Below are 21,723 nucleotides of genomic sequence, written 5' to 3'. Positions count from 1 at the left end.
CGTCGCCGATCTGGCGTCCCGCCGGCTCAGCGCACCCGGGCGAGCGTGACGCCGTCCGCGATCGGCAGCATCACCGGCTCCACCCGGACGTCGGCGAGGACCTCGTCGTTGAACGCGGCGATCGCCCGGTCGTCGGCGTTCTGCGGAGCCAGCACCCGACCGCCACGCAGCGTGTTGTCCACCGCGATCACCGCGCCCGGGCGCATCCGCGGCACCAGTTCGTCCCAGTAGATCGGATAGCCGACCTTGTCCGCGTCGATGAACGCGAAGTCCAGGTACCGCTCGCGGGGCAACTCCCGCAGCCGTTCCGCGGCCGGACCGATGCGCAGGTCGATCCGGTCGTCCACCCCCGCCCGGGTCCAGTAGCGGCGGGCGATGCTGGTGTACTCCTCGGAGATGTCGAAGCAGGTGAGCCGGCCGCCGTCGGCCAGCCCCCGGGCGATCGCCAGGGAGGAGAGGCCGGTGAAGGTGCCCACCTCCACCGCCTGCCGAACCCCGAGCAGCCGGGTGAGGAAGGTCAGAAACGCGGCCTGCTCGGGCGCCACCTGCATGGTGGCCTGGTCGGGCAGCGCCGCCCTGGTCTCCTCGGAGAGTTCACGGACGATCTCATCAGGGGCGGACCCGTGCGCGACGAGGTAGGCGTGCAGTTCCGGGGTCAGCGGCAGCGGCTTCGTGCTCATGACCGGACGTTAGCCGAGATGCTCGATCTCCTGGCCCCCCGGCGCGACCTTCGTCCACAGGTTTGTCACGCTCAGCTCCAACTCGCCGAGAAGGTTGCGCAGCAGCGGCAGGCTGAGCCCGACCACCGTGCCCGGATCACCCTCGATCCCGGTCAGGAACGCGCCGCCCAACCCGTCGATGGTGAACGCCCCGGCCACGGCCAGCGGCTCGCCCGTCGCCACGTACGCGGCGATCTCCTCGTCGCTGATGTCGGCGAAGTGCACGGTGGTGGAGCCCACGCCCTCCGCCCGCGCATCGCGGGTGACGTCGATCAGGCAGTGCCCGGTGTGCAGCACACCGCTGCGCCCCCGCATCCGCTCCCACCGCCGGGTGGCGTCCGCCGCGTCGGCCGGCTTGCCGAGAATCTCCCCGTCGAACGCGAGCACCGAATCGCACCCGAGTACCAACGTCCGCTCGTCCGGCGTCGACCGCAGCCGACCCAGCACCGCCTGCGCCTTGAGCCGGGCCAACTCCAGGCACAGGTCCTCGGCCCGGTCACTGACCACCTGGGATTCGTCCACCCCGCTGACCAGCACGTCGGGTTCGATCCCGGCGGCCTGGAGCAGCTTGCGGCGGGCGGGACTCTGTGAGGCGAGCACGAGACGCAGCGGTACGGAGTTCAGCACCCGACCGACGTTACCGACTGATCCGCGGCGGCGGGTCGTCGGCACGTCGACGCCGCCGCCAGAGCAGGTAACCGCCGCCCGCCGCCACCAGCACGCCCAGCGTGGCCAGGCCGCGGGCCGTCGCACCGCCGTCTCCACCATCCGACGCGGGCTCCGCAGCGGTCGTCGTAGTCGACGCGCTCGGCGCCGCGGATTCGAAGCCGAGCGGGGGTACGTCCGCTGTCAGGGCCGCGACCAGGTCGATGAGGCCGTAGCCGTACTCGTCGTCCCGGCCAGGTGGGCCCTTGTCGATCGCGGTTGCAGTAAGCCGATGCGCGACCTCTGCCGCCGGAAGATAAGGGTATCTCGACCGGATTAGAGCGGCTGCTCCAGCGACGATTGCCGTGGCGTCGGATGTCCCAGTTCCCTTGCGGTACTTGCCGTCGATACCAGTGCTGTACATGTCCACAGCCGGCGCTACAACGTCGATCTCGCGCCCAGTTACCGATAAGGCCGCGTGGTTCCCCTTGCGGTCAGTCCCACCGACCGCGATGACGCGGTCCTCGGACGCGGGGTAGCCAACGCCGCTGTCCTCTGGACGGTTGCCAGCCGATGCAACTATTACAATATCCGAGGCGATCGCCGCATCAAGCGCCTTAATCAGTCTTTCTCCGGAACCACCCACACTGGAAATGCTGATCACCTTAGCACCATGGGACATCGCGTATGTGATCCCCTCCGCAAGTGCATCGGCCTCTCCCTCGCCAGTGGCCGGAGTAACGAGGATGGGTAAAATTCTTGCTCGCGGAGCTATTCCGAGCGCCCCTCGATTGCCGCCCTGACCGCCCGCAGCGATCAGACCTGCCATGCCTGTGCCGTGGCCATTTAGGTCCCGCCGTCCGTCGCCACTGCCTCCAGGAATCACATCGATGCCGGAGAGCAGGTTGCCGGAGAGATCAGGGTGTTGATCCACGCCAGTGTCCGGTATAGCGACTATCACCCCGTCGCCTTGGCTGAGGCGATGAGCCTCAGCGACTCTAAGGTAGCGCAAATGCCATTGGTCGCTTCGTATCCGTGACGCGCCATCTTGTTGGGAGGCTCGCGCGGGGCCGACCGGCAGGACTACAGCAATCAGGGCGCATAGTGCCGCTGCCCCAATCGAGCCGGTGCGAGCGGACCCCTTACGGCCTCGTCTCACCTGTCGAAGCCGATGGCCGGACCTGGATCGATAGGACCCTCTTCGTCAGGCGGCCGAACAACTGGGCTTACCCCTTCCTCGGTCTTCCATGGATGGTCGGGGTCCCACCGAAGCGACTCGGCATCAGGCCTGTCCCGGCGTCCTGCTCGCCCAGGGATTCCTGGCGACACGCCCATGCCGGGCGAGCCGCCGATTGGCGGTATCCCGTGTATTCCGGCAAGTTGCGATCCACGGCCGGCTCCGGGACGGGAACCGGCTGCTCCAGCTGGCGCAGTTCCGGCCCCGCCGCCCCCAATTACCCCGCCCACGGGATTGATTCGGCGTGGAGAAGCTGGGCTGTTTGGCTGGCCAAACCCAACTCCTGGAGTGCCGCCGATAAGACCGCCCGGAGCCATCGGCCGGGTGTTGCTAGGCGGGGAAGCGGGTGGGAGGCCGCTTACCCCGCCACCTGCGCCCAGGCGTTCAACCTGGCCAGGCTGGCTGCGGATTGGTCGATCGGCACCGTTGAGTCCTTGAGCACCCGTGGTCGGGGGAACGGTTGGCGGAAGCTCGATGCCTGGTCCGGATGTGGGCACTGTGGGAAGCGGTGATGTCCCGGCAGGGTGGATCGGCGTGGGCGCTAGGCCGGCACCAGCCCCGCCGAGCACGGGTCCAGCACCAAGAACTGGACCGACGCTAGGCGCGGCTGGCATGCGAACCGGCCGGGCTGCCGCGCCAGACCGACGTACTGGCGTCACAGTGTCGGACGTTGCTATTGGGACAGGGACAACCGGCGGGAGGATAGGGGCGGTTGCTGTTGCGGTGCTATAGGGGTCAGGATTCGCAGAGTCTCTTACCGGCCGGATAGGCGGACTCGGTGGTTGGCGGAGCATTACCTGGGCCTGTTGGAGTTCGCTGCTGAGGCCGGTCATCAGGCCCCGTGCCTGGACATTGAGCTGTTCCAGGTCCGCGTCGGTCACCGGTGGCTGGTCCGGTAGCCGGCTCCCGGCCACCGCCTTCGGATCGGCGATCGTCGCCTCGTACGCCCGCTTCTGCTGGAGCTTGGTGGCGTACGCCTGGTAGAGCGGTTCGAGCTCGGCGCGGGTGCTGCCGATGGCGCGGGTGGCGGCGGCGAGGGCGTCGTAGTTCGCGGCGGCCGCGTCGTGGGTGCGTTGCGCCTTGTCGATGAGCTGGTCCAGTTCGCCGATGTAGGCGCGGGCGGCGGCGTTGGTCTCCGGCGGCCACGCCGCGGCGAGCGCGCGACGATATTCCCGCAGGCGGCTCAGGTGGGCGAGGGCGAGGTCGCAGACCTTGCGCCAGCCGGCGACCTGCTTCCAGTGCCCGGCGGTGTCGTGGTCCTGAAGGCAGGCCCACATGCTGAGCACGTCCATCAGTCGCCAGTCGGTGAGGCCGGACGTCCGGCCGCTGCCTCGCTCGATCACGGCAGCACCACCCGCCCGCTCTCCGGCCCGCTCGGATCGGGGAGCGCGGGCAGGGGGCGGGCCGCCGTCGCGGAGGGGCCGGCCAGGGCGCGCTCGACGTCGGCGACCCGGGCGGACGAGAACGCGTCCGAGCCGGCGTAGTCGTCGGCGATCGTGGCGGCCGCCTGGGCGAGCCGGCCGGTCGCGGGGGCCATGCCCCAGACCACCTCGGCGGTGGCCTGCTGGGTTTCGTGGTGGGCCTGGAGGAACTGCACCAGCTCGATGAACGCGTCGGCCGGGTTGGGGATCGGGGACTTCATGTCGTCCGCGATGTACGACAAGTGGGGGGCGTAGTTCCGCTCGACCTCGGCTTGGAGCCGGTCGGCGAACTCCCGCATCTGTCGGATGTCGGCCTTGATGCCGGCGTAGTCACGCAGCCAGCCCGCTGGCCGGTCCTCCTCGGGGATCATCGGCCCTCCTGCCTGTTACCGCACCGTTTCCCTGAGTGAGGTTAATGGCTGCGGCGCGATCTCGGCAGTCCCGACAAACTTCTCCCAGCTCAGGACCCGCCGTACCGGGAGAAAGGTCAGCGGGGGAGGCCGGAGGCGCGCCACGCGCCCCGGCCGGCGGCGGGCGCCGCGCCGACCGGACGGCCACTCCGCGCCCATGCCGACACGCCGACGGGCGCGGGGGCGGCGGCCGGGCGGGTCCGGACGGCGATGGCGCCGACCAGGGCGGCCAGTTCCTCGGCGGTCGGCACGCCGCGGACGATCCGGAACAGCGGCTCTTCGGCAGACATGACCTCAGGGTACGCGTCGAGAACTTGACCTTCGCCGCACAGTGGCGTGCCGCCGGTGTGACGGTCGCGCCTGCCGGGTACCGTCTCACCGATGTCGAACGCGCTTCCCCAACTCGTCGCCGACCGGTACCGGCTCATTTCGCCGCTCGGCCAGGGCGGCATGGGTCGGGTGTGGAAGGCGCGTGACGAGGTGCTGCACCGGGACGTTGCCATCAAGGAACTCGTCCCGCCGCCCAGCCTCACCCCTGAGGAGCGCCGCGAGATGCGGGAACGCTCGCTGCGGGAGGCGCGGGCCATCGCCCGGCTCAACAACATCAACGTGGTCCGCATCTTCGACGTGCTGCGCACCGACGGCGACCCGTGGATCGTCATGGAGTACGTGCCGTCCAAGTCGTTGCAGGACACTCTCGCCGAGGACGGTCCGGTGTCGTCGGCCAAGGCGATCCAGATCGGCCTCGGGGTGCTGGGCGCGTTGAAGGCCGCGCACAAGGCCGGCGTGATGCACCGGGATGTCAAGCCGGGCAACGTGCTGCTCGGCGACGACGGCCGGGTGGTGCTGACCGATTTCGGTCTGGCCACCATCCCCGGCGACCCGAACGTGACCCGCACCGGCATGGTTCTCGGCTCGCCCGCGTACATCGCGCCGGAGCGGGCCAAGGACGGCACCGCCGGGCCGGAGGCCGACCTGTGGTCGCTCGGCGCGACCCTCTACGCGGCCGTGGAGGGCAAGTCGCCGTACGCCCGGCCGTCCGCGATCGCCACCCTGGCCGCGCTGGCCACCGAGCCGCTGCCGCCGCCGAAGAACGCCGGGCCGCTCAAGCCGGTCCTGCAGGGACTGCTCCGCAAGGACCCGGCCGATCGGATCACCGCGGAGGTGGCCGAGCGCCTGCTCCGCAAGGCCGGCGGCAAGCGCGCGAAGGGCATCTCGCTGCTGGACGGCGTACGCCGGCCGGGGCCGAACGGCCCGCGGGAGCCGCGCCCGCCGCTGGTGCCCACGCCGCGCCCGGCGGCCGCCCGCACCGACCCGCCGGTCGCCACGCCGGCGCCGCGCAAGCCTGACCTGGGTACGGCCGCCGCCGCCGGGGCCGCCGCGCTCGCGGCCGACGCCGCCGCGCTCGCGGCCGACGCCGCCGCGCCCACCGGGTCGGACGCCGCCCCGACCGCCAAGGTCGGCCCGCCGGTGTCCACTGCGGACGCCGAGCCGACCGCGAAGGTCGACGCCCCGGCGCCCGCCCTCGACGAGACCCAGGTGGACGGGCCGCCGCCCATCACCGGCGGCACCCGCGTCGACGCGCCGGCTCCCGCTGCGGTCGACGACGACACCCGGGTGGAGCCGCCGGTTCCCCCGGTGGCCGACGACGACACCCGGGTCGACGCGCCGACGCCGCGCGGGCCGGCGAACCCGACCTCGGTCATGCCGGCGCCGGTGAGTCCGGTGCCGTCTACGGGCCGCGCCACCGTCGTTCCCGGCACGAAGCCGGATCACAAGCGGCGCAACCTGCTGATCGGCGTGCTGGTCGCGCTCCTGCTGATCGCGCTCGTGGTGGCCGTGCCGCTGCTGAACAAGGGCGACGACCCGCAGGACGGCGGAGGCCAGCAGGCCGGTGGGAGCGCGGCCGCCTCGGACGAGCCGTCCGCGGCCGCCACCTCGGAGCCGGCCGCGCCGGCCCCGTCCAGTGCCGGGCCCAGCGTGACCCCGTCGGCCAGCGCCTCCTCTGGTACGGCCCTGCCGGCGGGTTGGACGTTGCACAAGGATCAGAGCGGCTTCGCGGTGCCGGTGCCGCCCGGGTTCAGACTGGACTATCGCCGGCACTTCGGATCCGGGCCGGAGGACTGGCGGGTTCGCTTCTCCGACGGCAAGGGTCGCTCGCTGCTGATCGACCAGACGACGAAGCCGCTCAAGGATGCCGAGGCCGACTGGCGGGACCAGGAGCGGAGTCGCAGGGGAAGCTACTCCGGCTACCAGTTGGTGAAGATCGAGTCGGTGGACTACTGGGACGAGGCGGCCGACTGGGAGTGGATCTACAACGAGAACGGTCGGCGGACGCACGTCCGCAACCGGGGCTTCGTGACCGCGCCCGACAAGGGTTATGCGATCCGCTGGGACTGCCCTGAGGCGGACTGGGCGAAGAACGAGCCCAACTTCAAGATCATCGCGGACGGGTTCGTGCCGGTGCGAAAGTGACTCGCATGGCCTTCCGTCGGACGGGGTACTGATCCCGCGACGACGGAAGGAGGTACGACATGAGTTACCGACGCAAGGACACCCGGCCCCGGCTGGCACTGTGGATGCTGGTCGCACTCGGGGACATCGTCCTGCTGCTGGTGAGCGCCGGCATCTCCGCGCTGGTCGCGCTGCTCGGTGTCGTGGCCGTGACCGTCGCCGGGGTGGCCGCCTGGCGTCTGACGCGGCGGAGCGCCCTGGCCGGAGAGGGTGCGGTCACCGTGCCGGTCGCCGCCCGACGGAGGGCCTGACCGACACTGACACAGGGACGACGGTGGCGGCAGCCGGACCAGCTATCGACCGAGGGTGATAGCCGATCCCGCTGCCGCCGACCCGTCTCTACCGGATCAGGTGTTGTTGGCCAGCGCGATCAGTCGGGTCCGGTCGCCGTTCCAGTAGTTGCGGTCGACGTTGCCGCTGATCCCGGAGACGCTGCCGCTGGAGGTGTACTGCCAGAAGCTCCAGAACGGGGCGCCGGCGGGCAGGGTGCCGACGGTGCTGGACCAGCGGGCGACCCAGAGCGGGTGGTTGGCCCACGGGGCCGTCCAGCTGCCGGTGCACTGGTTCCACCAGCTCGTGGTGGTGTAGATGACCGCGTACCGGCTGGTGCGGGACTTGTAGGTGTTCAGGAAGTCCTGGATCCAGGTCCGCATCGCGGAGGTGGTCTTGCCGTAGCAGTAGCCGCCGCTGTACGGGTTGGCCTCCAGGTCGAGGGCCGCCGGGAGGGTGCGGCTGTCGGCGGACCAGGCGCCGCCGTTGCTGGCCAGGTAGTTCGCCTGGGTCGAGCCGGCAGAGATGTTGGGCCGGGCGAAGTGGTACGCCCCGCGGATCACCCCGGCGTTGTACGCGGCGACGTAGTTGGTGTTGAACCTCGGGTCCTTGTAGCTCGTACCCTCGGTGGCCTTGATGAAGGCGAACTGGATGCCCGCGTTCCGCACGCTGGTCCAGTTGATGGCGCCCTGGTAGTTCGAGACGTCAACGCCGGGGGTGGTGGCCGCGGCGGCCGGTCCGGCGGTCGCGACGAGGGCCGCGGCCGCGGTGGCGACGACGGTGAGGCCGGCGGCGAGGAGCCGGCGTACGGAGAGTCTGGTACTGGCCATTGATGCCTCCCGGGACGGCAACTGATTGACGCTCATCTTTGGAGTTAACTGCCCTAGATCACAAGAGGGCTTAAAGAATTTTTCATTGACGATCGCCAGCGCCTCGGTGGCTGATCGATAACGGTCAGCGGAGGGCGGCGGGGTCGATCTCCCAGCGGACCGAGGTCGTGCACCGATCGCCCTCGGAGGGCGAGCGACACAGGGCTTGCCGGTAGGCTCCCCGCCCATGCCCCTGATCGACGGCCTGACCACCCTCTGGGACAAGCTGTTCGGACCCCAGCCCGACCCCCCGCCACTGCTCGTCCTGCTCACCGCCGCCGTGGCGCTGGTGGTCGTCGCCACCCGGCTGCCCTGGCGGATCGCCCGCAACGCGGTCACCATCGCCCACGAGGGCGGACACGCCCTGGTGGCCCTGCTGACCGGCCGGAAGCTGCGCGGCATCCGGCTGCACTCGGACACCTCCGGGCTCACCCTCTCGGCCGGCCGGCCCACCGGCCCCGGGATGATCCTCACCCTGCTCGCCGGGTACGTCGCCCCCTCGCTGGTCGGGCTCGCCGGCGCCTGGCTGCTCGCCGGGAACCGGATCACCCTGCTGCTCTGGGTCGCTGTGGCGCTGCTGCTGGCCATGCTGGTGCTGATCCGCAACGTCTTCGGCGTGCTCTCGCTGCTGGTCACCGGCGGCGTCGTGCTCGCCGTCTCCTGGTACGCCTCCCCGCAGGTACAGGCCGCCTTCGCCTGGACCTCCGTCTGGTTCCTGCTCCTCGGCGGCGTACGGCCGGTGGTGGAGCTGCAACGGCTGCGTAGCCGGGGCCGGATGCCGGAGTCCGACGCCGACCAGCTCGCCCGGCTCACGCCGCTCCCGGCGCTCTTCTGGGTGACCGTCTTCGCCCTGGTCAGTCTGGCCGCCCTCGGCGTCGGCGCGGTGCTGCTCGCGGGCCCGATCCTGACCGACGCGGGGCTCACCCTCTGACGAACCAGGCCAGCCGGGCGAGGCACGGCTACCTCGCCGCCGCGGGCTGACCCGGCGAGGGGCAGAATCGGGCAGATGCGATACGTGATCATCGGGGCGGGCGCGGTCGGCGGCACCATCGGCGTACGGCTGGGGGAGGCCGGGCGCGACGTGGCGCTGGTGGCCCGCGGCGCGCACCTGGACGCGATCCGGGACCGGGGGCTGACCCTGCGCTCCCCGGACGGGACGGTGATCTGGCACGGGCCGGCCACCGACGGGCCGCCGGCGGAGCCGCTGCCGGCCGACACCGTGCTGGTGCTGACCGTGAAGTCGCAGGACACCGAGGGGGCGCTAACCGCCTGGGTGGACGCGCCGGTCGACGGCGGCGGTACGGCCGGCGAGCGACTGCCCCTCGTCCTCGCCCAGAACGGCGTCGCCAACGAGCGGGCCGCGCTGCGGCTCTTCGCCCGGGTGCACCCGGTCTGCGTCTGGCTGCCCGCCACCCACCTGGAGCCCGGTGTGGTCGTCGCCAACGGCCATCCGCACCCGGGGATGCTGCACCTGGGCCGCTACCCGTCCGGATCGGACGACACCAGCCGGGCGATCGCCGCCGACCTGATCGCCGCCGGGTTCGTCGCCCCGGTCCGCGACGACGTGATGCGCTGGAAGTACGGCAAGCTGCTCGCCAACCTCGGCAACGGCCTGCAGGCGCTGCTGGGCCGCGACGTACCGGAAGCCGTCGGCGAGCGGGTCCGGGCCGAGGGGGTCGCCGCGCTCGCCGCGGCCGGGATCGCGCACACCTCGCCCGAGGAGGAGGCGGCCGAGCGCGGCGACCTGGTCCGGCACCGGCCGGTGGACGGCGAGGAACGGTCCGGCGGCTCGACCTGGCAGAGCCTGGCCCGGGGCGCGGGTTCGGCCGAGGCCGACCACCTCAACGGCGAGATCGTGTTGCTCGGCCGGTTGCACGGCGTACCGACGCCGGCGAACGCGGCCGTCCAGCTCGCCGTGCGGCGGGCGGTGCGCGAGCGGATCCCGGCCGGGAGCTTCCCCCGCGTCGAGCTGGAGAAAATGGTCGGCTGACCGGCAACCGCGGGCCCGACGCCAGGCGTCTCCCCTGCGACCGCCACGGGGGGAGGTACCAGGGTGTCGGACGTCGACGGGTTCGACGAGTTCTACCGGGGCAGCCGACAACGGCTGCTCGGCTTCGTCTACGTGCTCACCGGAAACCTCGCCGAGGCCCAGGACGCCGTGCAGGAGGCGTACATCCGGGCCTGGCAGCGCTGGTCGACCGTGCGCGACTACGACGACCCGGAGGCCTGGCTGCGGGTGGTGGCCAGCCGGATCGCGGTGAGCCGCTGGCGCAGCCTGCGCAGCCGGGCCCGCGCCTACCTGCGGCACGGCGTCGAGGAGACCAGCCCAGCCCCCAGCACCGACACGCTGGCGGTGGTGGAAGCGCTGCGCCGGCTCCCCGAGGAGCAGCGCACCGCCATCGCCCTCTACTACCTGCTCGGCATGCCGGTCGCCGAGGTGGCCCGGGAGACCTCGGCCCCGGTGGGCACCGTGAAGGCCCGGCTCTCCCGGGGGCGCACCGCGCTCGCCGGACTGCTCGCGGTCGTGGATCTGGAGGAGGCCGCAGATGCGTGACGACGTGACGTTTGTCGAACTGGTGCATCGGGACCTGCGTGAGGTCCGCTGGCCCGAGCCGGCCGAGATCCGGGCGCAGGCCCGGGGCCGCAGCCGACGTACGGCGGTGACGGCGGCCGCGGCGGTGCTGGTGCTCGCCTCGGTCTCCGCCGTCGTCGTCGGCCGGGCCGTGGCGCCCGCGCCACCGCCGGCCGCCACCGCCAGCGAACACGCCGAGATCCCGGCGGAGGCGATGCTGGCACCGGCCGACGTACCGGCGAAGAGCGACGAGCGGCTCGGCGACACGGGCCTCGGTGAGCGGGTCCGGGTCGACGACGTCCTCCGGACCTGCGGGCAGGAGCGGGGGCTGCTGGAGGACCAGGCGGTGTCGCGCTACTCCCGGTCGCAGACCCTGATCGGGACCGCCACGGCGGACGGCTTCGCCCCGTACCGGAGGCCGGTCGTCAGCCAGGACGTCTACCGGCTGGAGGCTGGGGCGGCGGGCCGGGTCTTCGCCGACCTCGACCGGCTGGTGGCGGCCTGCACGACCTGGCGGCAGGTAGGCCCGGTGCAGGCGGAGCGGGGGACCGTCACCACCACGCTCGTGCACCGGTGGACGGTGGCGGCGAGCGACTTCGCCGGCGACCAGGCGATCCTGCTCCGGCACACCGTCTCCGTGCCGCCGGTCGGGACAACGGGCAAGCCGGCCGGTATCCCGCCCTGGCCCGAGGACACGCTGGTCGTCCGGGTCGGAGACCTGGTCACGGTCCTGGTGCCGGGCGAGCCCCTGCGTCTCGGCGTGCCGGGGAACACGGTGACCGAGGCGCAGCTGCTCGACGTGGCACGCGCCGCGGCCCGCCGGATGTGCGCCGCCGCCAACCCCGGCTGCTGACGCACCGAGGCCCCCCCCTGCCGGACGTACGGCGGGGGGCCCCGGAGGCGACCGCTACAGGGGGATGTTGCCGTGCTTCTTCGGGGGCAGGGTCTCCCGCTTGGTACGCAGCACCCGCAGCGCCCGGACGATCTGGGTACGCGTCTCGTGCGGCGGGATCACCGAGTCGACGTACCCACGCTCGGCGGCGATGTACGGGTTGGCCAGGGTGTCCTCGTACTCGGCGATCTTCTCGGCCCGGACGGCGGCCGGGTCGTCGGCGTTCGCCAGCTCGGAGCGGTAGAGGATGTTCACCGCGCCCTGCGCGCCCATCACCGCGATCTGCGCGGTCGGCCAGGCGAAGTTCAGGTCCGCGCCGAGGTGCTTCGAGCCCATCACGTCGTACGCCCCGCCGTACGCCTTGCGGGTGATCACGGTGACCTTCGGAACGGTCGCCTCGGCGTACGCGTAGATGAGCTTCGCGCCGCGGCGGATGATGCCGTCCCACTCCTGGCCGGTGCCGGGGAGGAAGCCGGGGACGTCCACGAAGGTCAGCACCGGGATGTTGAACGCGTCGCAGGTGCGCACGAACCGGGCCGCCTTCTCCGAGGCGGCGATGTCCAGGGTGCCGGCGAAGTGCATCGGCTGGTTGGCGACCACGCCGACCGGGCGTCCCTCGACCCGGCCGAAGCCGACCACTAGGTTCTGCGCGTAGAGCGGCTGGACCTCCAGGAACTCCCCGTCGTCGAGGACGTGCTCGATGACCCGGTGGATGTCGTACGGCTGGTTGGCCGAGTCCGGGATCAGCGTGTCCAGTTCCCGGTCCTCGTCGGTGATGTCGAGGTCGGCGGGGGACTCGAACACCACCGGCTCGTCCAGGTTGTTCGACGGCAGGTAGGACAGCAGCGCCTTGACGTACTCGATCGCGTCCTCCTCGTCGGCGCCGAGGTAGTGCGCGTTGCCGCTGCGCGAGTTGTGGGTGCGGGCGCCGCCCAGCTCCTCCATCCCGACGTCCTCGCCGGTGACCGTCTTGATCACGTCGGGGCCGGTGATGAACATGTGCGAGGTCTGGTCGACCATCACGGTGAAGTCGGTGACCGCCGGGGAGTAGACCGCGCCGCCCGCGCACGGGCCCATGATCAGCGAAATCTGCGGGATGACGCCGCTGGCCCGGACGTTGCGGAAGAAGATCTCCCCGTAGAGGCCGAGCGAGGCGACCCCCTCCTGGATGCGCGCGCCGCCGGAGTCGTTGATGCCGACGACCGGGCAGCCGATCTTCATGGCCAGGTCCATCACCTTGACGATCTTCTCGCCGAAGACCTCGCCCAGCGAGCCGCCGAAGACCGTGAAGTCCTGCGCGAAGACGCAGACCTGCCGGCCGTCCACGGTGCCGTAGCCGGTGACCACGCCGTCACCGTACGGGCGGTTCTTCTCCAGCCCGAAGGCCGTCGACCGGTGCCGGGCCAGCTCGTCCAGCTCGACGAAGGAGCCCTCGTCGAGCAGCATCTCGATGCGCTCCCGCGCGGTCTTCTTGCCCCTCGCGTGCTGCTTCTCGACCGCGCGCGCCGACCCGGCGTGCACCGCCTCGTCGACCCGACGGTCCAGGTCCGCCAGCTTGCCCGCGGTGCTGTGGATGTTGATCCCGGTCTCGGTAGTCACCCAGGGAATATAACGATGGTTCAGGCGGCCGCCGCTGTGCAGTGCGCCTCACCGGGCTCCCGGCGGTATCCGGCCGACGCGGGGAGGGCGGGGCCGTAGGCTGGCGGGATGGCCGGCTCGCCGTACACCGATCTGGACCGCCCCCCGCTGTCGGCGGCCCGGCTGCGGCGCGCGCTGATCGCCCCGCAGGGCCCGTGGCGCCGCCTGGAGTTGCGGGCGGAGACCGCCTCCACCAACGCCGACGTGGTCTCCGCCGCGCGGGCCGGCGAGCCGGAGGGCCTGGTGGTGGTCGCCGAGCGGCAGACCGCCGGCCGGGGCCGGCGCGGCCGGGTCTGGCAGTCGCCGCCCCGGGCCGGCATCGCGACCAGCGTCCTGCTCCGGCCCGGCGAGGCCGTCCCGGAGCGCGGCTGGTCGCCCGTCCCACCCGCCGGGTACGGCTGGCTGCCGCTGCTCGCCGGGCTGGCGCTGGTCGAGGCGGTGGCCCGGCTGGCCGAGCTGGAGGCCGCCCTGAAGTGGCCCAACGACCTGCTGATCGACGGCGCGAAGTGCGCCGGGGTGCTCGCCGAGGCGGTCCCCGGCGCCGTCCCGACCCAACCACCAGCCATCGTGGTCGGCATCGGCCTCAACGTCACGCTCCGCGCCGACGAGCTGCCCGACAATCCCACCGGGCTGCCGGCCACCTCGCTGCAGCTCGCCGGGGCGGCGGCGACCGACCGCGATCCGCTGCTTCGCGCCCTGCTCCGCTCGCTCGCCGACTGGTACGACCGCTGGCGCGACGCCGGCGGCGACGCGGTGGCCAGCGGGCTGCGCGATGCGTACCTGGCCGGCTGCGCCACGATCGGCCGCCAGGTCCGGGTGCTGCTGCCGGACGGCCGCGAGGTGAACGGCACCGCGACCGGCGTGGACCCGGACGGCCAGCTGCTGGTCGAGGGGCCCGCGGGGCAGCTGCGGCTCGCCGCCGGCGACGTGCTGCACGTGCGCTGACCCGCTTTACCGCCGCGCGGCTGATCCCTGGGCGAGCGTCGACCGGTTACGGTCAGCCCGTCCTGTTCTGCGAGGAGGTTTCCGTGGCATTCCCCGAAGACGTGCTCACCGAGGATGAGCACGTCGTGCTCCACCTGCACCCGCACTGGAAGGCGCTGTTACGGCCGATCCTGGTGCTGGTGCTCGCCGTCGCGGCGGTGGTGGCGGGTTGGCTCCTGCTGCCCGACGGCGATGGCGGCACGATCGCGCTCTACGCGATCGCCGCGCTCGGCCTGGCGCTGGTGTGCTGGCTGGGTTTCTGGCCGTTCCTGGTCTGGCGCACCACGCACTACCTCTTCACCGACGAGCGGGTGCTGCTCCAGGAGGGGGTGTTCTCCCGGAACCGGCGGGACCTCCCGTTGACCCGGATCAACGACCACTCGATGCACCAGCGCTTCCTGGAGCGGCTGCTCGGCTGCGGCACCCTGACCATCGAGTCGGCCGGCGAACGCGGCCAGTCGGTGCTCAACGACGTGCCGCACGTCGACCGGGTGCAGACCAAGCTCTACGAGCTGGTCGAGGCCCACCACGACAAGCACTCCCTGGGCGACGGCGAGATGCGCGAGATCCTCGCCGACATGCGCGACGGCAAACCCCTCCGCGACCCCAGCGCCTGACCCCTTTTTGTTGATCAAGAGGTTTGCGTCGCGGCCGACGCAAACCTCTTGACCAACTTCGGCTGGGGCCGCGGCCGGGCTGGGCCGGGTGGTCAGCGGCGGGGGGAGTGGCGGGTGCCGGCGTGGATTTCGGCGGCGAGTTCGGCGTCCAGGTCGCTGTCGAGGGTGCGGCCGAGGGCCGGGCCCATGGCGGCGTCCGCCGGGGCGGGGCGACCCTGGGTCGGGGCGCCGTACTCCGCGCCGGCGCGGCGACCGGCCGTCCGACTCCGGCGCTCGCCCGGCGGGGGCTCGGACTCCTCCAGCTCGCTGACCGACTCGGCCAGCTCCGCCACCGGATCCATCTCCGCCATGGTGTCCCACTCGTCGCGCGGGATGCTGTGCCAGGTCGCCTGCGCGTGCTTCGGCACCGGCTGGAAGACGAACGTCCGGTACGACCAGAAACGGAACATGGTGGCCAGCAGTACGCCACCGGTCTTCGCCACGTTCAGCGCCAGCAGGCTGGTCACACCGAGGCCGTACTTCGCTGCGGCGAGGACGCCGAGTTCGATGATCAGGCCGGTGGCGTTGAACAGGAAGAACAGGACGTATTCGCGGCGTAGCGCCGACTTCGGGCGATCCCGGTACGTCCAGTGCCGATTCATCAGATACGAGGTGATCGTGGCCACGATGGTCGCGATGACCGTCGCCTTGAGCTGCCCGTCGCGGAAAACGGTCAGTGCCAGCGCATTGAACACCGCGTAATTGATGACGGTGTTGATGCCACCGACGATGCCGAATTTGAGCGCCTCGTGGATGAACTTCTGCCAGCGCTCGGGCAGCAGACGGACCAGACGCATGCGGAACACCTTAGGGCAGTGGGCAGGGCCGGCTCGGCCCGGCAGGACGGGGTGGGCGGTAGGTCACGCCCCGGAGTCTCGGTCGTGGCTCGTTCCCGGAAGGGGGGGAATTCCCGCTTTCACGAAAACGAACCGCCGGTACGACCAGAATCGGAACAGCGTCCCGAGGCCGGTGCCGACGATGAAGCTGGCGATGTTGTCGGCCAGCGGGGTCTGGAACACCCCGGGCCAGATGCTGCCCAACCCGTAGCGGCTGATCGCGAGGCAGGCGACGGCGATGCCCAGGCCGACCCCGTTGAAGAAGAAGAACAGCGCGTACTCCCGGGCGGGGTTGGAGCGCTGGCGGTGCCGCCAGGTCCAGAACCGGTTGCCCAGGAACGCCATGGTCGCGGCGATCACCGTGGAGATGGTCTTCGCGGTGACCGGCGGCATGTGGCGGACGCTGGCCAGGTAGTTGAAGAGCGCGAAGTCCACCAGGAACGCGAGCCCGCCCACCGTGGCGAACTTGCTCAACTCCCGGACGAGGTGACCGAAACGGTCGAGGAGGAAACCGATCAGACCCGGCCGGGTCTGCTTAGCGCCCGGTTGGTCCCCGGTCATCGTCGCGGCCACCCGCCGAGCCTACCGGGTGCCCGCACGGTGGACGGGTAGCACGGACGAGCCGGATTCGACCGCGTCTCACGGGGACGCCGCCCGGTTCGTCGTGCGGTGAGCAGAGCGTAACCGGCCGTGGCGGAATTGCGGATCAGATCACCCAATCGCCGCCCTCGGCACGGGCGGGCGCTTCCGCTCATCGTGCACCAGCGACCGGACCTCGCGACGGGCGTCCGCCGGAGGTTCGCCGCAGGATTTGCGTGAAACTGCGCGCGAAAGCGGGTATCAGATCGCGATGCCGCAGCGTGGCCCTACCTTGTGCAGTTCTTCACAACCAGTCCCACTGACTGGCGAGGCAGGCCGGTTTACGCTGAGCCCAATCCCAGGTTTCCACGAAGGCGACGACTCGCTCGCCAGAACTCGTGCACCCCATACATCGGTCAGCGTCGACCACAAGGAGATGTGACATGGTTGCTCCGGCTACTGTTCGGGGTATCGATCAGGCCCCGACGTCCAACCCCAAACTGCTCGCCTGGGTCCGAGAGGTCGCGGAACTGACCACCCCCGACCGGGTGGTCTGGGTGGACGGGTCCGATGAGGAGTGGCGCCGCCTCACCGACGAACTGGTCGAAAAGGGCACCCTGATCCGGCTGAATCCCGAGAAGAAGCCCAACTCGTTCTACGCACGGACCGACCCGACGGACGTCGCCCGCGTCGAGGAGCGCACCTTCATCTGCTCCGTCGACGAGGCGGACGCCGGCCCCACCAACAACTGGATGGCGCCGGCCGAGATGAAGCGGACGATGACCGAGCTGTACCGCGGCAGCATGCGCGGACGCACCATGTACGTCATCCCGTTCGTCATGGGCCCGGTCGAGGCCGAGAGCCCCATGTTCGGCGTCGAGATCACGGACAGCCCGTACGTGGTCGCCTCGATGCGCATCATGACCCGGATGGGCGCCAAGATTCTCGAGGCGATGGGCGACGACGCGGACTTCGTGCACGCCCTGCACTCGATCGGCGCCCCGCTCGCGCCCGGCCAGCAGGACGTCTCGTGGCCGTGCAACGAGACGAAGTACATCTCGCACTTCCCGGAGACCCGGGAGATCTGGTCGTTCGGCTCCGGCTACGGCGGCAACTCGCTGCTCGGCAAGAAGTGCTACTCGCTGCGGATCGCGAGCGTGATGGGGCGCGACGAGGGTTGGCTCGCCGAGCACATGCTGATCCTCAAGATCACCTCACCGGAGGGCAAGGTCTACCACATCGCCGGGGCGTTCCCGTCCGCCTGCGGCAAGACCAACCTGGCCATGGTGGAGCCGACCATCCCGGGCTGGAAGGTCGAGACCATCGGCGACGACATCGCCTGGATGCGCTTCGGCGAGGATGGCCGCCTGTACGCGGTCAACCCCGAGTACGGCCTGTTCGGCGTCGCACCCGGCACCGACTGGAAGACCAACGCCAACGCCATGCGGACGCTGGACCGGGGCAACTCCATCTTCACCAACGTGGGCCTCACCGACGACGGGGACATCTGGTGGGAGGGCATGGGTGAGCCCCCGGCGCACCTCATCGACTGGAAGGGCCGGGACTGGACGCCGGAGAGCGGCGAACTCTCCTCGCACGCCAACAGCCGCTTCTGCACTCCGATCACCCAGTGCCCGATCCTGGCCGAGGAGTACTACGACCCGAACGGCGTGCCGATCGACGCGATCCTCTTCGGGGGCCGGCGACGGGACACCATCCCGCTGGTCACCGAGGCCCGCGACTGGGTGCACGGCGTCTACATGGGCGCGACGCTCTCCTCGGAGACCACCGCCGCCGCCTCCGGCGCGGTCGGCGTGGTCCGCCGCGACCCGATGGCCATGCTGCCGTTCATCGGCTACCACGCCGGCGACTACTTCCGGCACTGGATCGAGATGGGCAAGGGCGCCGACGGCGACGCGGCCAAGCTGCCCAAGATCTACTACGTGAACTGGTTCCGCAAGGACCCCGAGGGCAACTTCCTCTGGCCCGGATTCGGCGAGAACTCCCGCGTGCTCAAGTGGGTCATCGAGCGGATCGAGGGCACCGCCGACGCGGTGGAGACCCCGATCGGCATGGTCCCGGCCCAGGACGCCCTGGACGTCGAGGGCCTGGACATGACCCCGGAGGACGTCCGGATCGCCCTCAAGGTCGACCCGGAGGAGTGGCGCAAGGAACTGCCGCTGGTCACCGAGTGGTTCGAGAAGTTCGGTGACAAGCTGCCCGGCGTCCTCTGGGCCGAGCTGGACGCGCTGCGCGCCCGGCTCGACGCGGAGCAGCCGCAGAAGTAGGTGTGACGGTTGCCCCTACCGGGCAACATCAAATCCCATGAGGACGGCCGCCGAGACCAGCCAGGTCCGGCGGCCGTCCGCCGTCCGGGCGCTGACCACCCTGCTCGCCGTCACGGCGGCGGCCACCGTCGTGGTCGAGCTGCTCAATTACTGGTACGCCCCGGAGCAGGAGTTCGGCCTGGCCGTACGCACCGGCTGGGCGATGCTCCGCTCGCTCGGCTTCCTGGTGCTCATCGGGCACGTCAACCGCGGCCGTACCGTGGCCCGACCGTTCGGGCTGATCCTCGCGGTCACCACGGTCTTCGCGGTGGGGCGGCTGGTCGTACCGCGGGAAGGAGTGCCCGCGCTGCCCGGCCTGCTGGGATTCGGGCTGCTCACCGCGCTCTGCGTGGCCGTGGTCGTGCTCCTCTACCGCTCGGACGCCGTCGGCGGGCACCTGGTCCGGCACCGGAAGTCCCTGGTCGTGGAGGGTGGGACGATCTCCTGGCGGGAGGTCGCGCCGAAGCGTCCGCCGGTGACCGGGTGGCTGCTCACCAGCCGGGTCGCCGCGTTCACCTACAGTCCGCTGATGCTCGTACCGGCGCTGGTCGCCGGCGGGTCCATCCTGGACGGACGGCTCAGCGCCGTGCCGGCCGTGCTCTTCTGGTTCCTCGCCGGCATCGTCGTCAGCTACCTGGTTCTTCTCTGCACCGCCTTCCTGATGCGCGGCCGGGCCTGGGCCCGCCGGCTCCTGGTCGCGATCACCCTCGGGGTGCTCGCCGTCGACCTGCCGCTCTGCTGGTGGCTGCTCGGCGTCGACGGCCTGATCCGGGACGGCGGACCCCTGGTGGCCGCCGCCCTCCTGGCCCTCTACGGTCTCCGGCGCGCCGACCGGGCCGCCGATTCCCCCACCCAGCCCTGACCCCCAGCCCGCCTGACCCTCCACGCCGGGGCGACTCCCTTCCTGCGGTCCGCCAGGCTGGCCCCATCCAAGATCCACACCGGTGGTGGAAGGTTGCTGCCTTCTCCCGTTCTGAGGCCGCCACCTGCGGGATGTGGCGCGCGCCCACGGTGCGGGGCTCCCAGGTGCGGGACGTTGCGGCGGCTGCCGGGGCGCGGGGAGCGGGGGTGGGTGTGGCGGTGAGGCGGCCGGGTTCGTGAGCGTGGGCGGGGCAGGATGGGCGGAGAGGTCCGGTGGGCCGGGGTGCGACCGGTCCGTGCCGCCGCCGGCGGCACCCGGGAGGGAGGGGCAGCCGTGGGCGACGAGTTCGACGTGATCGTGGTCGGGGCGGGGCCGGCCGGTTCGGCCGCCGCGCTGGCCGCCCGGCGGGCCGGGGCCCGGGTGCTGCTGCTGGACCGGGCCGACTTTCCCCGGGACAAGGCCTGCGGGGACGGGATCGCCGCGCACGCGCTGGACGTCCTCGCCGAGCTGGGCGTCACCGACGCCGTCGACGGGTACGCCCCGCTGCCCGCGCTGCGGCTGGTCGGCCCCGGCGGCGGGGCGGTGGCCCGGGCGCTGCCCCGGCCCGCGTACACGGTGCCCCGGAAGGTCTTCGACGCCCGGCTGGTGGCGGCGGCGGTGGCGGCCGGCGCGGAGCTGCGCCGGCACACGGTGCGCCGGGTGGAGCTCCGGGACGACCGGGTGGTGCTGGACGGGGAGTTGTCGGGCGATGCGGTGGTGGGCGCGGACGGCGCCGGTTCGGTGGTCCGCCGGGCGCTCGGCCACCCGGTGAACCCGGACCGCCACCTGGCGCTGGCCATCCGGGGGTACGCCCCGGCGCTGCCCGGCCCGCCCGAGCAGCTCATCGTCACCTCGGCGCCGCGCTGGCCGGCGTACGCCTGGTCCTTCCCGATCGGCGACGGCCGGGCGAACGTCGGGTACGGGGAGGTGCTGCGCGGCGAGCCGCTGACCCGGGCCCACCTGGTGGACCGTCTCGCCGCCCTGCTGCCCGGCACGGATCCGGCGACGGTCACCGAGCTGCGGGCCCACCACCTGCCGCTCTCCACTCACCGGCCGGCGCCGGGGCGGGACCGGGTGGTGCTGGCCGGCGACGCGCTCTCGCTGATCAACCCGTTCACCGGGGAGGGCATCTTCTACGCGCTGCGGTCCGGCGCGCTGGCCGGCGCGGCGGCGGCCGGTTCCCCGGGTCAGGCCGCCCGCCGGTACGCGGACACGCTGCGCCGGCGGTTCGGCACCCACCTGCGGCACAGTTCGGTCGCGGCCTGGCTGGCCCGGCGCCGGCGGGTGGTCGACGCGGCGGTCCGGGCGGCCCGCCGCGACGACCGGGTCTACCGGACGGTGGTGGAGCTGGGGCTGGGTGACGGGCGGCTGGACGCCCGCACCCTGGCCATGATCGGCATCGGTCTCCCGGCCAGGGATCGGCCTCCGCGGCACTGATCTTCAACGGGGTCGCTACCCTGCAAGGTGATGACTCTGCGGAAACTCCTCTACTCCGTGTACGAGCGCCGGCTGACGGCGAGGCTCGCGGGCAGGCCGGTGCCCCGGCACGTCGGCGTCATGTGCGACGGCAACCGCAGGTGGGCCCGGGAGATGGGCTTCGTCGACCCGAACGACGGCCACCGGATGGGCGCCGAGCGGATCAAGGAGCTGCTGCGCTGGTGCGACGCCGCCGGCGTGGGGCACGTCACGCTCTGGCTGCTCTCCACCGACAACCTCTCCCGGCCGGCGGCCGAGCTGGACCCGCTGCTCCAGATCATCGAGGACCTCACCACCGAGCTGGCCGAGGAGGGCAACCCCTGGCGGCTGCGGATGGTCGGCGCGCTGGACGTGCTGCCCGCGCAGCACGCCGCCGCGCTGAAGGCCGCCGAGGAGCGCACCCGGAACCGCAGCGGCGGCGCCCAGGTCAACATCGCGGTCGGGTACGGCGGCCGGCGGGAGATCGCCGATGCGGTCCGCTCGCTGCTGCTGGAGCATGCGGCGAACGGCGGCACGATCGAGGAACTGGCCAACTCGATCGACGTCGACCACATCTCCGAGCATCTTTACACCAAGGGCCTGCCCGATCCGGATCTGATCATCCGGACCAGCGGCGAGCAGCGGCTCTCCGGCTTCATGCTCTGGCAGTCGGCCCACTCTGAGTTCTACTTCTGCGAGCTGAACTGGCCGGATTTCCGCCGCGTCGACTTCCTCCGGGCCCTGCGCTCGTACGCCACCCGGCAACGCCGCTTCGGCGCCTGACCACCCAACACCCGC

At 71.7% G+C, this 21,723-nt stretch carries 21 protein-coding genes; 12 read left to right on the top strand and 9 right to left on the bottom strand.

Features of this window, described 5'->3' with window-relative positions; genetic code table 11:
• Positions 1 to 26: 26 nt before the first annotated feature.
• The 5 genes from ACFOYX_RS11350 to ACFOYX_RS11330 all read right to left on the bottom strand — a co-directional run bounded on the left by ACFOYX_RS11350 (position 27) and on the right by ACFOYX_RS11330 (position 4,722).
• The gene (locus ACFOYX_RS11350; RefSeq protein ID WP_109805723.1) at positions 27 to 680 is read right to left on the bottom strand and encodes an O-methyltransferase; all 654 of its coding nucleotides are present in this window, start codon (positions 678 to 680) and stop codon (positions 27 to 29) included.
• Positions 681 to 689: 9 nt separating this feature from the next.
• The gene (locus tag ACFOYX_RS11345; protein WP_322439625.1) at positions 690 to 1,346 is read right to left on the bottom strand and encodes a Maf family protein; all 657 of its coding nucleotides are present in this window, start codon (positions 1,344 to 1,346) and stop codon (positions 690 to 692) included.
• Between the two features lie 10 nt (positions 1,347 to 1,356).
• Entirely contained in the window at positions 1,357 to 2,484 is a 1,128-nt protein-coding gene (locus ACFOYX_RS11340) for a S8 family serine peptidase (protein ID WP_322439758.1), read from the bottom strand.
• Between the two features lie 1,456 nt (positions 2,485 to 3,940).
• Complete coding sequence (locus tag ACFOYX_RS11335; RefSeq protein WP_322439624.1) at positions 3,941 to 4,393, bottom strand: hypothetical protein; 453 nt, start codon at positions 4,391 to 4,393, stop codon at positions 3,941 to 3,943.
• A 116-nt stretch (positions 4,394 to 4,509) separates the two neighbouring features.
• Positions 4,510 to 4,722, bottom strand: coding sequence for an acyl-CoA carboxylase subunit epsilon (locus ACFOYX_RS11330; protein ID WP_109799661.1), 213 nt, complete (start codon positions 4,720 to 4,722; stop codon positions 4,510 to 4,512).
• Between the two features lie 91 nt (positions 4,723 to 4,813).
• On the opposite strand from ACFOYX_RS11330, the gene ACFOYX_RS11325 reads away from it, so the two are divergent.
• Complete coding sequence (locus ACFOYX_RS11325) at positions 4,814 to 6,907, top strand: protein kinase (protein ID WP_322439623.1); 2,094 nt, start codon at positions 4,814 to 4,816, stop codon at positions 6,905 to 6,907.
• Between the two features lie 59 nt (positions 6,908 to 6,966).
• Positions 6,967 to 7,197 carry a hypothetical protein gene (locus ACFOYX_RS11320; RefSeq protein WP_322439622.1) on the top strand — a complete coding sequence of 77 codons (231 nt, stop codon included), beginning with the start codon at positions 6,967 to 6,969 and terminating at the stop codon, positions 7,195 to 7,197.
• A 96-nt stretch (positions 7,198 to 7,293) separates the two neighbouring features.
• On the opposite strand, the gene ACFOYX_RS11315 is transcribed toward ACFOYX_RS11320, so the two are convergent.
• Positions 7,294 to 8,046, bottom strand: a complete 753-nt coding sequence (locus tag ACFOYX_RS11315; RefSeq protein ID WP_322439621.1) for a GH25 family lysozyme — start codon at positions 8,044 to 8,046, stop codon at positions 7,294 to 7,296.
• 226 nt (positions 8,047 to 8,272) lie between these two features.
• Between ACFOYX_RS11315 and ACFOYX_RS11310 the strand changes: the two genes are divergently transcribed.
• The 4 genes from ACFOYX_RS11310 (at position 8,273) to ACFOYX_RS11295 (ending at position 11,510) form a co-directional block, all read left to right on the top strand.
• Positions 8,273 to 9,016, top strand: coding sequence for a M50 family metallopeptidase (locus tag ACFOYX_RS11310; protein ID WP_322440720.1), 744 nt, complete (start codon positions 8,273 to 8,275; stop codon positions 9,014 to 9,016).
• A gap of 75 nt (positions 9,017 to 9,091) precedes the next feature.
• Positions 9,092 to 10,075, top strand: coding sequence for a 2-dehydropantoate 2-reductase N-terminal domain-containing protein (locus ACFOYX_RS11305; RefSeq protein WP_322440718.1), 984 nt, complete (start codon positions 9,092 to 9,094; stop codon positions 10,073 to 10,075).
• A 63-nt stretch (positions 10,076 to 10,138) separates the two neighbouring features.
• Positions 10,139 to 10,639: a SigE family RNA polymerase sigma factor gene (locus tag ACFOYX_RS11300; RefSeq protein WP_322440717.1), complete on the top strand. Its 501-nt coding sequence runs from the start codon at positions 10,139 to 10,141 to the stop codon at positions 10,637 to 10,639.
• Complete coding sequence (locus ACFOYX_RS11295) at positions 10,632 to 11,510, top strand: hypothetical protein (RefSeq protein WP_322440716.1); 879 nt, start codon at positions 10,632 to 10,634, stop codon at positions 11,508 to 11,510. The genes ACFOYX_RS11300 and ACFOYX_RS11295 overlap by 8 nt, the downstream gene beginning before the upstream one ends.
• A 54-nt stretch (positions 11,511 to 11,564) precedes the next feature.
• On the opposite strand, the gene ACFOYX_RS11290 is transcribed toward ACFOYX_RS11295, so the two are convergent.
• Complete coding sequence (locus ACFOYX_RS11290; protein WP_322440715.1) at positions 11,565 to 13,148, bottom strand: acyl-CoA carboxylase subunit beta; 1,584 nt, start codon at positions 13,146 to 13,148, stop codon at positions 11,565 to 11,567.
• A 108-nt stretch (positions 13,149 to 13,256) separates the two neighbouring features.
• On the opposite strand from ACFOYX_RS11290, the gene ACFOYX_RS11285 reads away from it, so the two are divergent.
• Positions 13,257 to 14,132: a biotin--[acetyl-CoA-carboxylase] ligase gene (locus ACFOYX_RS11285; protein WP_322440714.1), complete on the top strand. Its 876-nt coding sequence runs from the start codon at positions 13,257 to 13,259 to the stop codon at positions 14,130 to 14,132.
• 83 nt (positions 14,133 to 14,215) lie between these two features.
• Positions 14,216 to 14,788 carry a PH domain-containing protein gene (locus ACFOYX_RS11280; RefSeq protein WP_322440713.1) on the top strand — a complete coding sequence of 191 codons (573 nt, stop codon included), beginning with the start codon at positions 14,216 to 14,218 and terminating at the stop codon, positions 14,786 to 14,788.
• A 92-nt stretch (positions 14,789 to 14,880) separates the two neighbouring features.
• Here the strand turns inward: ACFOYX_RS11280 and ACFOYX_RS11275 are convergent, their stop codons facing one another.
• Entirely contained in the window at positions 14,881 to 15,624 is a 744-nt protein-coding gene (locus ACFOYX_RS11275) for a GtrA family protein (protein WP_322440712.1), read from the bottom strand.
• 63 nt (positions 15,625 to 15,687) lie between these two features.
• Positions 15,688 to 16,224 carry a GtrA family protein gene (locus tag ACFOYX_RS11270; protein WP_322440727.1) on the bottom strand — a complete coding sequence of 179 codons (537 nt, stop codon included), beginning with the start codon at positions 16,222 to 16,224 and terminating at the stop codon, positions 15,688 to 15,690.
• A gap of 461 nt (positions 16,225 to 16,685) precedes the next feature.
• Here ACFOYX_RS11270 and ACFOYX_RS11265 point away from each other — a divergent pair, with 461 nt between their 5' ends.
• The 4 genes from ACFOYX_RS11265 (at position 16,686) to ACFOYX_RS11250 (ending at position 21,708) form a co-directional block, all read left to right on the top strand.
• Positions 16,686 to 18,530 (top strand): phosphoenolpyruvate carboxykinase (GTP), encoded by a 1,845-nt coding sequence (locus ACFOYX_RS11265; protein WP_109805961.1) that lies wholly within the window; start codon positions 16,686 to 16,688, stop codon positions 18,528 to 18,530.
• A 37-nt stretch (positions 18,531 to 18,567) separates the two neighbouring features.
• Positions 18,568 to 19,431 carry a hypothetical protein gene (locus ACFOYX_RS11260; protein WP_322440711.1) on the top strand — a complete coding sequence of 288 codons (864 nt, stop codon included), beginning with the start codon at positions 18,568 to 18,570 and terminating at the stop codon, positions 19,429 to 19,431.
• A gap of 255 nt (positions 19,432 to 19,686) precedes the next feature.
• Positions 19,687 to 20,907: a geranylgeranyl reductase family protein gene (locus tag ACFOYX_RS11255; RefSeq protein ID WP_377533980.1), complete on the top strand. Its 1,221-nt coding sequence runs from the start codon at positions 19,687 to 19,689 to the stop codon at positions 20,905 to 20,907.
• 30 nt (positions 20,908 to 20,937) lie between these two features.
• Positions 20,938 to 21,708 carry an isoprenyl transferase gene (locus ACFOYX_RS11250; protein ID WP_322440709.1) on the top strand — a complete coding sequence of 257 codons (771 nt, stop codon included), beginning with the start codon at positions 20,938 to 20,940 and terminating at the stop codon, positions 21,706 to 21,708.
• Positions 21,709 to 21,723: the final 15 nt, after the last annotated feature.

Origin of the sequence: Micromonospora sp. GCM10011541, from assembly GCF_042650725.1 — a bacterium.
GTDB lineage: Bacteria > Actinomycetota > Actinomycetes > Mycobacteriales > Micromonosporaceae > Micromonospora > Micromonospora sicca.
This window is presented reverse-complemented; position numbering and strand designations above follow the sequence as displayed.